Annotated in this window: 10 protein-coding genes; 8 read left to right on the top strand and 2 right to left on the bottom strand. The window is 70.1% G+C overall.

All coding sequences use genetic code 11. The features are described 5' to 3' along the window. Positions 1–81 precede the first annotated feature (81 nt). Positions 82–1,443, top strand: coding sequence for an FxsC protein (gene fsxC, locus OG446_RS06525; RefSeq protein ID WP_328898216.1), 1,362 nt, complete (start codon positions 82–84; stop codon positions 1,441–1,443). Next, positions 1,427–5,362: an FxSxx-COOH system tetratricopeptide repeat protein gene (gene fxsT / locus OG446_RS06520; RefSeq protein WP_328893127.1), complete on the top strand. Its 3,936-nt coding sequence runs from the start codon at positions 1,427–1,429 to the stop codon at positions 5,360–5,362. Before fsxC ends, fxsT begins: the two co-directional genes overlap by 17 nt. A gap of 43 nt (positions 5,363–5,405) precedes the next feature. On the opposite strand, the gene OG446_RS06515 is transcribed toward fxsT, so the two are convergent. Next, positions 5,406–6,281 carry an alpha/beta fold hydrolase gene (locus tag OG446_RS06515; protein ID WP_328893126.1) on the bottom strand — a complete coding sequence of 292 codons (876 nt, stop codon included), beginning with the start codon at positions 6,279–6,281 and terminating at the stop codon, positions 5,406–5,408. A gap of 407 nt (positions 6,282–6,688) precedes the next feature. Here OG446_RS06515 and OG446_RS06510 point away from each other — a divergent pair, with 407 nt between their 5' ends. The 6 genes from OG446_RS06510 to OG446_RS06485 all read left to right on the top strand — a co-directional run bounded on the left by OG446_RS06510 (position 6,689) and on the right by OG446_RS06485 (position 12,972). Beyond that, positions 6,689–7,774, top strand: coding sequence for a S1 family peptidase (locus tag OG446_RS06510; protein WP_328893125.1), 1,086 nt, complete (start codon positions 6,689–6,691; stop codon positions 7,772–7,774). A 336-nt stretch (positions 7,775–8,110) separates the two neighbouring features. Beyond that, a complete protein-coding gene (locus OG446_RS06505; RefSeq protein WP_328893124.1) occupies positions 8,111–9,538 on the top strand; it encodes a serine hydrolase domain-containing protein in 1,428 nt (475 codons plus the stop codon). A 215-nt stretch (positions 9,539–9,753) separates the two neighbouring features. Beyond that, positions 9,754–10,260, top strand: a complete 507-nt coding sequence (locus OG446_RS06500; RefSeq protein WP_328893123.1) for a DUF2617 family protein — start codon at positions 9,754–9,756, stop codon at positions 10,258–10,260. Next, positions 10,257–10,652: a DUF4247 domain-containing protein gene (locus OG446_RS06495; RefSeq protein ID WP_328893122.1), complete on the top strand. Its 396-nt coding sequence runs from the start codon at positions 10,257–10,259 to the stop codon at positions 10,650–10,652. Before OG446_RS06500 ends, OG446_RS06495 begins: the two co-directional genes overlap by 4 nt. Positions 10,653–10,698: 46 nt before the next feature. Beyond that, positions 10,699–11,139: a DUF350 domain-containing protein gene (locus tag OG446_RS06490; RefSeq protein ID WP_328893121.1), complete on the top strand. Its 441-nt coding sequence runs from the start codon at positions 10,699–10,701 to the stop codon at positions 11,137–11,139. A gap of 237 nt (positions 11,140–11,376) precedes the next feature. Further along, on the top strand, positions 11,377–12,972 hold the full coding sequence (locus tag OG446_RS06485) for a polyamine aminopropyltransferase (protein WP_328893120.1): 1,596 nt from the start codon (positions 11,377–11,379) through the stop codon (positions 12,970–12,972). 55 nt (positions 12,973–13,027) lie between these two features. On the opposite strand, the gene OG446_RS06480 is transcribed toward OG446_RS06485, so the two are convergent. Then, complete coding sequence (locus OG446_RS06480) at positions 13,028–14,083, bottom strand: DUF3533 domain-containing protein (protein WP_328893119.1); 1,056 nt, start codon at positions 14,081–14,083, stop codon at positions 13,028–13,030. Between the last annotated feature and the right edge of the window lie 117 nt (positions 14,084–14,200).

Below are 14,200 nucleotides of genomic sequence, written 5' to 3'. Positions count from 1 at the left end.
TGACCGAACGTCATGGGGGTGGAGCAAGGTCCGCTCCGGAATGATGAATTCGCTCGCATTCTCTTCACTCCTCGGGTGCGGGTGCTCACACAGGACGGGGGTCGTGTGCACGCGACGACGCAGCAGCGAGCGGCGGACCATCGGCCGTACTTCTTCTTGAGTTATGCCCACACACCGGGGTACGGCGGTGGCACGGACCCCGACATGTGGGTCGAACGGCTCTTCCAGGATCTCTGTGGCCATGTGATGGCCATGACCGATCTGCCCGCGGGCGCACCCGCCGGCTTCATCGACCGCGAGATACGTTCCGGCGAGGGCTGGTCGGAACGGCTCGGCGAAGTCCTCGCCACCTGCCGGGTGTTCGTACCGCTGTTCTCGCCCCGCTACTTCGCCAGCGAGATGTGCGGCAAGGAGTGGTACGCGTTCGCCCAGCGGGCCATCCACTACCGGGCCCGCTCCAACCAGCCCGCCGAGGCGATCGTCCCGGCGCTCTGGGTGCCGGTGCCGCCCAGCCAGCTGCCCGGACCGGCCGAGCGATTACAGTTCAACCACCGCGATTTCGGGGACCGTTACGTCAGCGACGGACTGTACGGACTGATCAAGCTCAAACTCTTCAACGAGGAGTACGAGCGTGCGGTGTACGAGCTCGCCAAACGCATCGTCAGCGTCGCGGACACCGTACGGATCGGAACCGGCCGCCCCGTCGACTACCGGCTCGCGCCCAGCGCCTTCGGTTCACCGAGCAGCATGGCCGCCGGCGGCCCCCGCCCCATGCAGGTGACCATCGCCGCCGCCACCCGCCACGACCTGCCCGAGGGGCGCAACGCCGACTACTACGGCGACAACCCGCAGGACTGGAACCCCTACCACCCGGACGCCGCACGGCCCCTGGCCTATGTCGCCGAGGACCTGGTGCGCTCCCTCAACTACCAGGCCACCATCGCCTCCTTTGACGAGGAGGCCGGCCTTCCGGTCGGCAAGCAGCCCCCGACCACTCCGGAGATCCTCCTCGTCGACCGCTGGGCGCTCCAGGACGAGGACCGGTGCCGGCGGCTCGCCGCCTTCGACGCGGAGAACCGCCCCTGGGTGACGATGGTCGTGCCCTGGAACCGCGACGACCACGAGAGCAGAGCCGCGGAGGCCGAACTGACCGCCAAGCTGGAGCGGACCATGCCGACCAAGATGCGCCAGGGCCGGGCCTACTGCCGCGCCGCCGCCAAGGGCGTACCGAGCATGGAGGCCTTCGGCCAGATCCTGCCGCAGGTGGTCGAGGTGGCCGCCCAGCAGTACCTGAGACACGCGGCCGTCTATCTGCCCGCCACCGGCGGCGGAGGCCCCACCGAACGGACCCGCCTGATGGGACCCATGGCGCAGACCCAGTACATCCCCGGGACACATGACGCTTCGACGGATGCGGAGGACACGGATGACGGCCAGTCGTGACGGGCGCATCGTCACCTTCTACTCGTACAAGGGCGGTACGGGGCGCACCATGGCCCTGGCCAACACCGCCTGGATCCTCGCCGCCAACGGCAAACGGGTACTGGCTGTCGACTGGGACCTGGAGGCACCCGGACTGCACCGGTTCTTCCACCCGTTCCTCGACCCCTCGACGCTCGGGGCCACCACCGGTGTCATCGACCTGATCACCGAGTACGCCTGGGCCGCGACCAGCCCCGTGCAGCGGGCCGACGACTGGCACCGGGACTACGCCCGGATCCAGCCGCACGCCGTCTCGCTCACCCCCGAGGCGCTCGGCTGGGAGTTCCCGCACGGCGGGACGCTCGACTTCGTCTCCGCCGGACGGCAGAACCGCGAATACTCCGCGACCGTCTCCACGTTCGACTGGGACAACTTCTACGACCGGCTCGGCGGCGGCCACTTCTTCGACGCCCTGCGCGACGACATGAAGGCCAACTACGACTACGTCCTCATCGACAGCCGCACCGGCCTCAGCGACATCGCCGACATCTGCACCGTCCACCTGCCCGATGTGCTCGTCGACTGCTTCACCCTCAGCGATCAGTCCATCGACGGCGCCGCCTCGGTCGCCCGGCAGATCTCCGAGCGGTACACCGGCCGCCCCATCTCCATCTTCCCCGTCCCGATGCGGATCGACGAGGGCGAGAAGGAGAAGGCGGACGCCGGACGCGCCCTGGCCCGGCTGAAGTTCGACCGGCTGCCCCGCGACCTGTCGGGCGACGAACTCACCGCCTACTGGGGTGCGGTGGAGATCCCGTACCGCCCCTACTACGCGTACGAGGAGACGCTGGCCACCTTCGGCGACGAGGCGGGACTCACCAACTCCCTCCTCTCCGCCTTCGAACGGCTCACCTCCGTCATCACCGACCAGCAGATCACCTCGATGCCGGCGGTCGGCGAAGAGGTACGGCTGCGCATCCGTGACGCGTTCACCCGGCGCAGGCCCGCCCTGCCCGCCGATCTCCTGCTCAGCTATGTGGCGGAGAACCGGATGTGGGCCGACTGGATCGAGTCCGTGCTCACCCGGGCCGGCTTCCGCGTCGTCCCCCGCGACGTGTCCGCCGAGCGGGAGCCGCAGGAGGCGACGGCCGGCGCCGCCGAGAACGCGGTCCGGACCGTGGTGCTGCTCTCCAGCGCCTACCTCAAGTCGCAACGCGCGGTGAACCTCTGGGACCGGGCCGTCGCCGAGGACCCGGGTGGCGGGCGGCGCCATCTGCTGCCGCTCAGGGTCGGTGACGTACGGCTTTCGGCGCCCTACATCGACCGCAACCCCGTCGACCTGTTCCGGCTCGACGAGGTGCACGCTACCGCCGCCCTGTTACGTGCCCTGGACCGGCCCGTCCAGCTCACCGACGCGGTGTCGCCCGGCCCTCGCTTCCCCGGCACCGTCCCCCGGATCTGGAACGCACCGCCGCGCAACCCCGGCTTCACCGGCCGCTCCCTGGTCCTGGAGCGGATGCGCGACCAGCTCGGCGGCGGCATGGCCGTCGTGCTGCCGCAGCCGCAGACCCTGTACGGACTCGGCGGCGTCGGCAAGACCCAGGTCGCCCTGGAGTACGTGCACCGGTTCATGGCCGACTACGACCTCGTCTGGTGGATATCGTCCGAGCAGACCGACGACGTGGTCGCCGGACTCGCCGAACTCGCCGTCCGGCTCGGCGCCCAGGGCGGCGACGACATGGCGGCCGCCTCCCAGGAGGCCGTCGACCTGCTGCGCCGCGGTGTGCCCTCGGACCGCTGGCTGCTGGTCTTCGACAACGCCGACGACCCCGAGCGGCTGCGGCGCTACTTCCCGCAGGGCGGCTCCGGCCACATCCTGGTCACCTCCCGCAACCAGGCCTGGTCCCAGCACGGCGACGCGCTGCCCGTCGACGTCTTCCTGCGCGAGGAGTCCATCGAGCACCTCCAGCGCCGGGCACCCGGGCTGAGCGACGAGGACGCCGCCCAGGTGGCCACCGCGGTGGGCGACCTGCCGCTCGCCGTCGAACAGGCCGCCGCGTGGATCGCGGAGACCGCCACCCCGATCGACACCTATCTCGAACAGCTGGCCCAGCAGGCTCCGGAGGTCCTGGCGCTGAACCAGCCGGCCGGCTACCCCGAACCGGTCGCCGCGACGTGGAACATCTCCATCCAGCGCCTCAAGGAGCGCTCGCCCGCCGCGGTGCGCCTGCTCCAGCTCTGCGCCTTCTTCGCCCCCGAGCCGATCTCGGGGAACCTGCTGTACAGCAAGGAGATGATCGAGGCGCTGAAGCCGTACGACGCCTCGCTCCAGGAGAAGCTGGTGCTGGGCCGCGTCATCCGGGAGATCGGCAGGTTCGCCCTCGCCAAGGTCGACCAGGTCTCCAACTCCATCCAGGTGCACCGGCTCGTCCAGGCCGTCATCCGGGCCCAGCTCACCGAGGAGGAGCAGCGGGACGCCCGGCACGCCGTCCACCGCATCCTGGCGGGTGCCAGGCCCGATGACGACGAGCCGATCGACAACCCCGCCAACTGGCCGCAGTTCGCCACGATATGGCCGCACCTGGGCCCGTCCGACGCCCGCAACTGCAAGGAGCCCGAGGCCCGGAGGCTCATGATCGACCGGGTGCGCTACCTGTGGAAGCGCGGCGACTTCAGGACGGCCACCACGGTCTGCGAGGAACTGCGTGACATCTGGCGCGAGACGCTGGGGGAGCGGGACATCCAGTACCTCTACCTCTGCTTCCACCTCTCCAACATCTACCGCTCGCGCGGCCGTTACGTGGAGGCCATGGAGCTCGACGAGATCACCCTGGCGACGCAGCGGGAGGTGCTCGGCCCTGAGCATCCGCACACGTACATGAGCACCAGCAGCCTGGCCACGGACCTCGGCACGCTCGGCGAGTACACCAGGGCGATCGAGCTGGCGACCGAGGCCACCGACGGGTTCAACCAGATCTTCCACGACTCGCACCCGAGGGCGCTGGCCGCGGCCAACAACCTGGCGTTCACCCTGCGGTCCATCGGCCAGTACGCGAAGGCCCGCGAGATCGACCAGGACGTCTTCGACCGGCGCCGGGAGGTGCTCGGCGAGGAACACCCGTACAGCCTCTCCTCGGCCATGAACCTGGCCCGCGACCTGCGGGACGTCGGACGGTACGAGGACTCGGTCGGCATCCTCAGCCGTACGTACGACAGCTACAAGGCCACCCTCGGCCGGTCCTTCCCCGGCACGCTCAGCGCGGCCAAGAGCCTGGCGGTCTCGCTGCGCCGGGCGGGCCGGCTGGAGGACGCCCGCCGGCTCACGGTGGCGACCCGGGCCCGCTACCGGGCCAAGTACACCTCCGCCAACCCGGAGTGGCTGGCCTGCGACCTCAATCTGGCGGCGGACCTGTTCGCGGCCGGGGAGACGGCCGAGGCCCGGACCACCGCCCAGGAGGTGGTCGACCAGTACATGAAGGTGCCGGGCGAGAAGCACCCGTACACCCTGGCCGCGCTGAACAACCTGGGCGTCTACCTCTGGGGGACCGGGGCGGCGGAGGAGGCGGAGCAGGTGCTGACCCGGGTGGTCGCCTCGATGCGCGAGGTGTACGGGAGGGAACACCCCAACACACTGTTCAGCGTGATGAACCTGGCCAACGCCACGGCGGAGCGCGGCGATATCGACGTGGTGCTGAAGACCGAGCGGTCACTGGCGGTACAGTTCCGGGACGTGCTGGGCGCGCACCACCCGGAGACGCTGGCCATGAAGTCGAACATGGCGGTCACCCTCGGTGCGATGGGGCGCAAGGACGAGGCGCTCCATGTCAGGGCGGAGACGGTCGAGGAGCTGACCCGGCAGCTCGGTGAGGACCATCCCCTCACCCGGATCGCCCGGGACGACCGCCGGTTCCAGCGTGAACTGGAACCGCAGGCGGTGTGATGCGCGCGGGAGCGTCCGGCCGATGGCCGGACGCTCCCGCCGCTCAGATCCTGGGCGTGTCCAGCAGCCAGGTGAGGATGCGGGGGAGCGCGTGCAGCGCGTCGAAGTGCGCAGCCGCCGGTTCCACCACGACCTTGGCGCCCGGGATGCGGCTCGCCAGCCAGCGGGTGTGACCGACCGGTGAGAACACGTCCTTCTCGCCGTGCCACAGCAGCACCGGGCCGGTGATGGTGGCCGGGTCGAACCCCCACGGGTGACTGAACGCGAGCGCGTCGTCGATCCAGCCGTACGCCGAAGTGCGCAGCCCTTCACGGTAGTTGCGCAACAACATGGTTCGCACCCCGGCGTCGTTGACCACCATCCGGTCGGAGTCGGTCAGCTCCCGGCGCAGATCGTCGATCAGCCGCACCGGATTCTTCCTGATCACCGCGGACCGCGAGATGAACGACTCCGCGAGGCTGTCCGGATCGGACCGTGCCGTGGTGTACGCCAGGACGTTGGAGGGGGCCATCCCCTCGAACCAGTCGAGCCCCTCGGCGTCCCGGGGGGCCAGCCCGACCAGGGCGGCGGTGCGGGTGACCCGCTCGGGCATCAGTGCGGCGCAGGCCAGAGCGTGCGAGGCGCCACCGGACCGGCCCACGACGGCGAACCGGTCGAGCCCGATGTGGTCGGCGATGGCCCGTACGTCCTGCACCGCGTCGGCGACGCATCTGCCCGGCAGCCGGTCGGAGTCGCCGTACCCCGGCCGGTCGTAGGTGATCAGTTGTGTCTTGCGCTGGTACAGCACCATGCCGCGCGGTGCCGGACCCAGCCTGCTGCCGGGCATCCCGTGCAGCAGGAAGACCGGTCTGCCGCGAGGATCCCCCAGACGCTCCACCACCAGTTGCCGTCCGTCGGCCGCGCGCACCCGACTGCGCACTCCGTGCCTCCTCGCGATTCCTGCGGGCACGACGTGCCCGGCTTTCCCCGCACCATCCGATGATGACCTATCAGAGTCGATCCCGGCATGGCGCGTGGGGAGAATCTGAGCGGCCGGCGGGGAGACGCGGACCCGGGTGCGCCGGGAATCGGATCGGCGGGGGCGAATACCGGACAGGACTAGTCCTCACCCGTTGCCGCCCCGGCGGTTGCAGCGGGTGTTCGCAGATGGAATCGACGGGCTCCGACCTCCGGAAGTGAACGTGACACGACCGAACCGGTGGTGTCGTGTGTGCGTCCTGAAGTCGGCCTTGTGTGCTAACTGCCCGGTCGGAATAGTGGGCGCCCCATCCTCCGCGTACGGGCGACCCCACATCATCCGTGCGCGGCCCCACAGGAGGTCGAAAGTTGAAGCATCGACGCATGTCCAGGAAGCGCGCAGTGCTGGCCGGGTCGGCCGTGGTCGCCCTGGTCGCGGCAGGAGTGACGTTCCAGAGTGCGAACGCCAGTGACGACGTGCCGCAGTTCACCGCGCGTACGCTCGACGCGGTGGCGGCCGGAAAGCTGGCCACCGGACTCGGCAAGGACCTGGGCACCGACGCGGCGGGCGCGTACTACGACGCCTCGTCCAAGAACCTCGTGATGAACGTGGTCGACGAGGCCGCCGCCGAGCAGGTGCGGCAGGCGGGCGGCAGGGCGAGAGTCGTGCAGAACTCGCTCGCCGAACTGAAGTCGGCCCGGCAGACCCTGACCGGCAAGGCCACGATCCCCGGCACCTCATGGGCCGTCGACCCGGTCAGCAACAAGGTGGTCGTCACCGCGGACCGCACGGTCAAGGGCGATGCCTGGCAGAAGCTCAGCTCGGTGGTCGAGGAGCTGGGCGGCAAGGCCGAGCTCAAGCGGTCCGCCGGGGAGTTCAAGCCGTTCATCGCGGGCGGCGACGCGATCTGGGGCAACGGCGGGCGCTGCTCGCTCGGCTTCAACGTGGTCAAGGACGGCGAACCGTACTTCCTGACGGCCGGCCACTGCACCGAGGCGATCTCCAGCTGGTCGGACTCCCAGGGCGGCGCGGAGATCGGTACGAACGCGGGCTCGTCGTTCCCCGACAACGACTACGGCCTGGTGAAATACACCTCTGACACCGCGCACCCCAGCGAGGTCGACCTCTACAACGGCTCCGCCCAGCCGATCACCAAGGCGGGTGAGGCCACCGTCGGGATGACGGTGACGCGCAGCGGCTCCACCACCCAGGTGCACGACGGCGAGGTGACCGGCCTCGACGCCACGGTCAACTACGGCAACGGCGACATCGTCAACGGCCTCATCCAGACGACGGTCTGCGCCGAGCCGGGTGACAGCGGCGGCTCGCTCTTCGCCGGTGACACGGCGATCGGCCTGACCTCGGGCGGCAGCGGCGACTGCTCCTCGGGCGGTGAGACGTTCTTCCAGCCGGTTCCGGAGGCCCTGTCGGCGTTCGGGGCGGAGATCGGGTGACGGTTTCGGTGTGGTGACGCATGGCCCCCGGCTTCGCCGGGGGCCATGCGCCGTATCGCGCTGGATCCGGTCCCGCTCCGTCTCCGTCAGGTCGCACCCCGCACGTCCCCGACGGTGCGCGCATCCTCGTGACCGAGAAGCGGCGGGAACGGGCGGTCGAGGCCGGCCGGTACATCCGGCTCAATGCCCAGCATGCGCAGCGAGGGTTGCGTTGCGCATCGTTCCGAGGCTGCTGCGGGGGTGGGTCGACCGCTCTTCTCCGTGCGCGTCGCCTGCCACCGGCCCACGTCCACAACTCGGTCGCGCCAGTCCGCGTGGGCCTGTTAGAACGTCTGAATGTCTTCTCGGCGTCCCCTGCTTCCCCGTTCGGCACCGGCCACCTCCGGGATATCGTCCCGTTCGATCGCCCTGATGCTGGAGCGGCTCGAAGAGCGATCCGTCGAGTGTCACTCGATCATGGTCGTGCACCGCGGTCACGTCGTCGCCGAAGGCTGGTGGGCGCCGTACTCGGCCGGGCGCCCCCACCTTCTCTACTCACTGACCAAGTCGTTCACGTCGATCGCCGTGGGGCTCGCGATCGCCGACGGGCTGCTCGCGTTGGACGATCGCGTGGTGGACGTGTTGCCCGACCACGTCCCGCCCGACGTCTCGGAGCAGGGGAGCCGCATCACCGTCCACCACCTGCTGTCCATGACGGCCGGGCACCCCACGGACAGTCTCGGCGAGGCGTGGGAAATGGAGCCCGGCGACTTGGTGAAGGGTTTCCTGCGTCTGCCGTTCGCTGCGACGGAGGGGACGCGGCACGTCTACGACAACGCGACCACGTTCATCCTGGCCAGGATGGTGGAACGTGTCACAGGCCGCGGCCTTCCGGAGTTCCTCGACGAGCGCCTCTTCGAGCCGATGGGCATCGATCACGCCGAGTGGGACCGGGTGGCGAGCGGTGCCGCCTTCGGATTCCATGGACTGCACCTGACGACCGAGGCCGTCGCCGCCTTCGGTGAACTGCTGCTGCGTGGTGGCGCCTGGGGCGACCGGCAACTGGTTCCGCGCGAGTGGGTGGAGCTCGCGACCGGGCGGCACATCGACTGCCTGCCGTTCGAGGACGGGTCGTTCGAAGCCGACTTCTCCTGCGGATACGGGTACCAGTTCTGGATGTCGCGGCACGGGTACCACGGCCACGGGGCCTTCGGGCAGCAGTGTGTGGTGGTCCCGTCGCACGACCTCGTGGTCGCCGTGACCGCCCAGGGCGATTCCCAGCGTGTGCTCGACGCCATGTGGGAGTGCCTGCTGCCCGGCGTGGGCCGGCAGGGAGGCGTTCAGGACGACGAGGTCCTTGCCGAGCGGCTGCGTCGTCTGGCGCTGCCGCTCGTGCCGGGCTCGGCCGACCCGGGGCGATCGGCCGACGCGAGACTCGACGCCTCGGCCGAGGAATCGGCCCTGCCCGACGGCACGACGGTGACCGTCGATCCGGCCGACGGCGGCTGGCGCGTACGGTTCGAGTCGCTCTTCGACCTGGAGGTGTGCCACGGTGCGTGGCGGGAGAGTTCGCCGCTCGGCCGGCCTGTCGTCGCGGCCGGAGCCTGGCAGGGCGACAAGTTCGTAGCCGATCTCCACGTCATCACCACCCCGCACCGCGTGCGGCTGGTCATCGACGCCGGCGCCGGGACCGCCACGGCCCTGTGGAGCACCCTGCCGCTCACCGGACCCGACCTGGAACTGCACATGCGGTCACCGCTGATGACCCGGCCTGACGTCGCGTAGGACGTGGACCGGGGACGGCCGATGAGAGCTGAGAGCGGCTGAAGTGGTGCGGCCCCCGGCGATCACGCCGGGGTGGTGCCTCATGGAGAAGCGTGAGGCTGGCGGGGCTGGGAGGGTGAAGGATCTGCGTCGGTCTTCCCGGGGCGGCTTGCGGCCATGGTTGAGGCATGTGCCATACTCGGCGCCGCTCATAGCAATATCGGACCGGGGGCCGCGTGCACGCCGTATCTCTGCAGGCCCCTTACCTGGATACGGCCGCGGATCAGCTCTGCTTCTCTCTGGACCTGACCGAACGGCCGGCGCTTGCCGAACGTGAGGTGTCCGTGGGAGGGCTCGCCGTGCGACTGAGGCTGCTCGGCGCGTCCCATCAGGTCTTCGCGGGCCCGGTACGAGAGACCGTGGCGTGCCTGCCGGAGGCGGTCAGTGGACTGCCGACGACGTACACCCAGCGGTTCTCGGGGTGGACGTACGACTTCAGCGCCACCACGGAACGCTTCGGACCCGGGGAGTTCAGCGACCGGGTCGCGGATGCCCTGAGCCGTGCGGACGAGGCGGAACACAGCTTGTGCGGCGTCTTCCCCGGGTCTCCGGAAGCGGTGACGGCGGTGGTCATCGAGGCGTGCGGCAAGCGGTCCGGCGCGGGGCTGGCCTGGCGTACCTGGCACAGCTACCCGCAGGACGGGCACATCGTATCGACCCACAGCCGGCTGGAGGCTCGATGAACAGCACCCGACTCCTACGCGGGGCGGTGGCGGCCGTGCTGGTCACGGTCCTGCTCTCCGCCTGCTCCAGCGACGGGGAGGACGGCGTCCCGCGCAGCTGGATCGGCAAGACGTACTCCGCCGGCGGGAGCGGGTGGCTCGACAGGAACAGCTCCCCGGCCAAGGTCGCCGACGCGATCGACGGCCACCGCGACGCCCTCGACCGGACGTCCGGCGGCGGCATGGAGTTCCTGCGCTACGGCGACGACATGGTGACCGTGTCGCCGTACCGGAGCGGCAGCACGATCGAGATCGAGGACTACCGCAACGGCTACCGCCGGCATCACCAGCACCTCACCTACTGGCCCAACCCGAGCAGCTTCCGCGGCGGCGGCCCCGGCTCCGGCAAGTGACGCCCGGCGCCCCGGCCCTGACGACGCCCTCCAGAAAGGCAATGCAGTGACCGAGATCTTCGAGTCGGCCGGGCAGGCCCTGCTCTACGGGGTCGTGGGCCTCGCCGTGATGGCCGTCGGCTTCGTCGCCCTCGACCTCGTCACGCCCGGCAAGCTCTTCCACGTGGTGTGGCGGGACCGCAACCGCGGCGCGGCCGTGCTCCTCGGCAGCCAGTCCCTGGCGGTCGGGCTGGTCATCATGTCGGCCATCCAGGCCAGCGAGTCCGAAGAAGGCCTGGGCTACGGCCTGTTCAGCACGCTCCTCTACGGTCTGGCCGGGGTGCTGGTGATGACGCTGGTCGGCATCGTCATCGGCGTACTGACGCCGGGTCAAATGGGTGCGGTGGCCCTCGACGACGGCGACGACCACCGCCCGCACCCCGCCGCCTGGGTCCAGGCCGGCATGTACCTGGGCACCGCCGTCATGGTCGGCGCGGCCCTCTCCTAGGGCGGGTTTCGGAAGTCCCGCCTGCTCGGCGACGCCTGGCACTTCCCCGAGCTCTCGGCTTCGCTCGAGCAGGGGAGGCCCCCTTGCTCGCCGCGTTGTCGGGATCACCCCGATACAACCAGTATCGGGGCGACCCTCCGCCTTGCGATCGCACGCACCGGACGCCGCCGAGCCCGCCCTCCGGGCGGACGGCGCTACTTCCGAAACACGCCCTGGCACCACGACGAGGACCGCCCCATGAGCTCCACCCTGGACGACCGCCCCACCGCGACGGCCTCGCGCCCCCCGGCCGACCGTCACACCCGGGGGGCGCGGTTCCTGCTGCTGCTCGCCGTCTTCCTCTGCGCCGCCTGCGGCCTCGTCTACGAACTGGCCCTGACCGCGCTGGGCAGCTACCTCATCGGCAACTCGGTGCTCCAGACCTCCGTGGTCATCTCCGTGATGGTCTTCGCGATGGGAGTGGGCTCGCTGGCCGCCAAACCGCTGCGCCGCAGTCCCGTCGTCGCCTTCGCGGTGTTGGAGGGGGTGCTCGCACTGGTCGGCGGCCTGTCGGTCCTGATCCTGTACGCGGCCTTCGCCTGGCTCCAGCTCTACATGCCCGCGATGATCGTGGTGTCCCTGGTGGTGGGCCTGCTCATCGGCGCCGAGATCCCGCTGCTGATGACGCTGCTCCAGCGCATCCGCAAACAGGAGGCGAGCAGTGCCGTCGCCGACATGTTCGCCGTCGACTACATCGGCGCCCTCGTCGGCGGACTGTGCTTCCCGCTGTTCCTGCTGCCGACCTTCGGCCAGTTGAAGGGTGCGCTGGTGGTCGGCGGGGTCAACGCGGTCGCCGGGGTCATCGTCGTGGTGTTCATCTTCCGCCGCCAGACCGGCAGGCTGGCCAAGGCCGGGCTGCTGGCCGGTGTCACCGCCGTGCTCGCCGTGCTCGGCGCGACGTATGTGCTGGCGGACGACCTGGAGGTCACCGCGCGGCAGCACATGTACGCGGACCCGATCATCCACTCCGAGACCACGCAGTACCAGGACATCGTGGTCACCCGCTCCACCGCCTTCACCGGGAAGCCCGACGTACGGCTCTTCCTCAACGGCGACCTTCAGTTCAGCTCGGTCGACGAGTACCGCTACCACGAGTCGCTGGTCCACCCCGCGCTGTCCGGCCGCCGCTCCGACGTACTGATCCTGGGCGGCGGTGACGGGCTCGCGCTGCGCGAGGTGCTGCGCTACGAGGACGTCCGGCATGTCACCCTGGTCGAACTGGACCCGGCGATGACCCGGTTGGCGCGCACCTTCGAGCCTCTGCGGGGGCTCAACCACGGCTCGATGGACGATCCGCGGGCCGAGGTCGTCAACGCGGACGCCTTCAACTGGCTGCGCGGAGCCCGGCAGCAGTACGACGCCGTGATCATCGACTTCCCGGACCCGGACTCGGCGTCGCTGGCGAAGCTGTACTCGGTGGAGTTCTACGATCTGCTCCGCCGGGCGCTGGCGCCGCACGGCCACGTCATGGTGCAGAGCGGATCGCCGTTCTTCGCCCCCAAGACCTACTGGTCGATCGCGAAGACCATCGAGACGGCCGGGTACGCGACGACGGAGTTCCAGGTCGACGTGCCGAGCTTCGGCAACTGGGGTTTCGTCCTCGCCACCCCCGGCACCGAGGCCCCGCCGCTGCGGCTCGCCCCGGACACGCCGGAGCTCCGCTACCTGGACGAGGCGGTGCTGAAGGCGGCCACCGTGTTCCCCGTCGACCGCCGCCGCGCCGACGTACGACCGAGCACGCTGATGGACCCCGCGGTGCTCGAATACGTTCAGGACGAGTGGCGCGACTACTGAGTCCGCATGACGTGCTTCAGTGCCTGCGTGCCTGACAGCGGCGGCCGGCCCTCCCTTACACCGGCGTCGAGCCCCCGCCCGCCGCCCCCATGAGCGGGGTGTCCGCGGCACCCGTCGTCTCCGGCTTCTTCCGCATCGCCATCAGCATGGTGACGACCGTGCCCACCACCGCCCACGCGGACAGCACCAGTAGCGGTCCGGTCACCGCGTTGCCCCTGAAGTACGCGATCGAGCGTGCCGTCCAAGTGGAGGCCCCCGGCGGCAGGGCCGGGCCGATCGCACGCCAGAAGTCCGGGAGCATCGGGAGCGGGAAGGCGCCGCCCGCGCTCGGGTTGCCCGCGATCACGACGATCAGGACGGCCAGGCCGATGCCGACGATGCCGGTGAGCGCCTCCAGGGCGAGCGTGATCATGCCGACCGCGAAGACGGTCAGGGCGCCCAGGCCCGACATGCCCCAGAAGGATCCGGGCAGGGCGCCGAGGATCGGGCCGATGATGATCGCGCCGCCGATCCCGCCCGCGATCGAGTACAGGGCCATGACGCCGGTCCGGATCACCGCGCGCTGACGGTTGGCAGGGCGGCTGCCCGCGCTGATCGCCAGGATCGAGGCGCAGAGGTATCCGCCCACGCACCAGCCCACGGCCAGGTAGAACGAGGAGAGCCCGTCGAAGTCCTGCTTCGAGGCCGGGGCCACGTCGACCGCGCGTGCGGTGCGGTGCTGGGTGAAGTCGGCGGCCTTGATGATCTTCGTCAGTGAGGTGGCCAGGACGGTGCCTCCGCCGGAGGCGACCAGCACGGTGTCGGTCGTGCCCCTGGGGTTGACGATCAGGGCGCCGTCGATCTCGCGGTCGAGGATCTGCCGGCGGGCGGTGGCCGCGTCGGTGACCGCGCGGGCGTCCAGGGGGTCGCCCGGAAGGTTCTTCAGTTCGGTGACGAGCCGGGCGGACACCTGCTGGGGCGCGACGACGCCGAAGGGGACATCTGTCGGCTTCGGGTTGTGGAGCGCTCCGATATAGGACGCGATGAACAGCAGTTGCAGCGCCAGTACGCCGGTGACGAGCAGGGCGGCCCGTGGAGTGACGGCGTTCTTCACCTCGTCGACGAAAGTCATGACCCCACGGTCCGGGGTGTCCGACGTTCACGCAGTCGGGGCCGGGCCGAATGGATGAACCGGAGGTGCCCGCCCGCCGGGTATCGTACGCATGTTCGAAACTTGGTCTATGGTGGA

It is taken from the genome of Streptomyces sp. NBC_00236 (assembly GCF_036195045.1).
Classification (GTDB): Bacteria; Actinomycetota; Actinomycetes; order Streptomycetales; family Streptomycetaceae; genus Streptomyces.
Note: the sequence above shows the minus strand (reverse complement) of the source record. Positions and strands in the feature narration are given on the sequence as shown.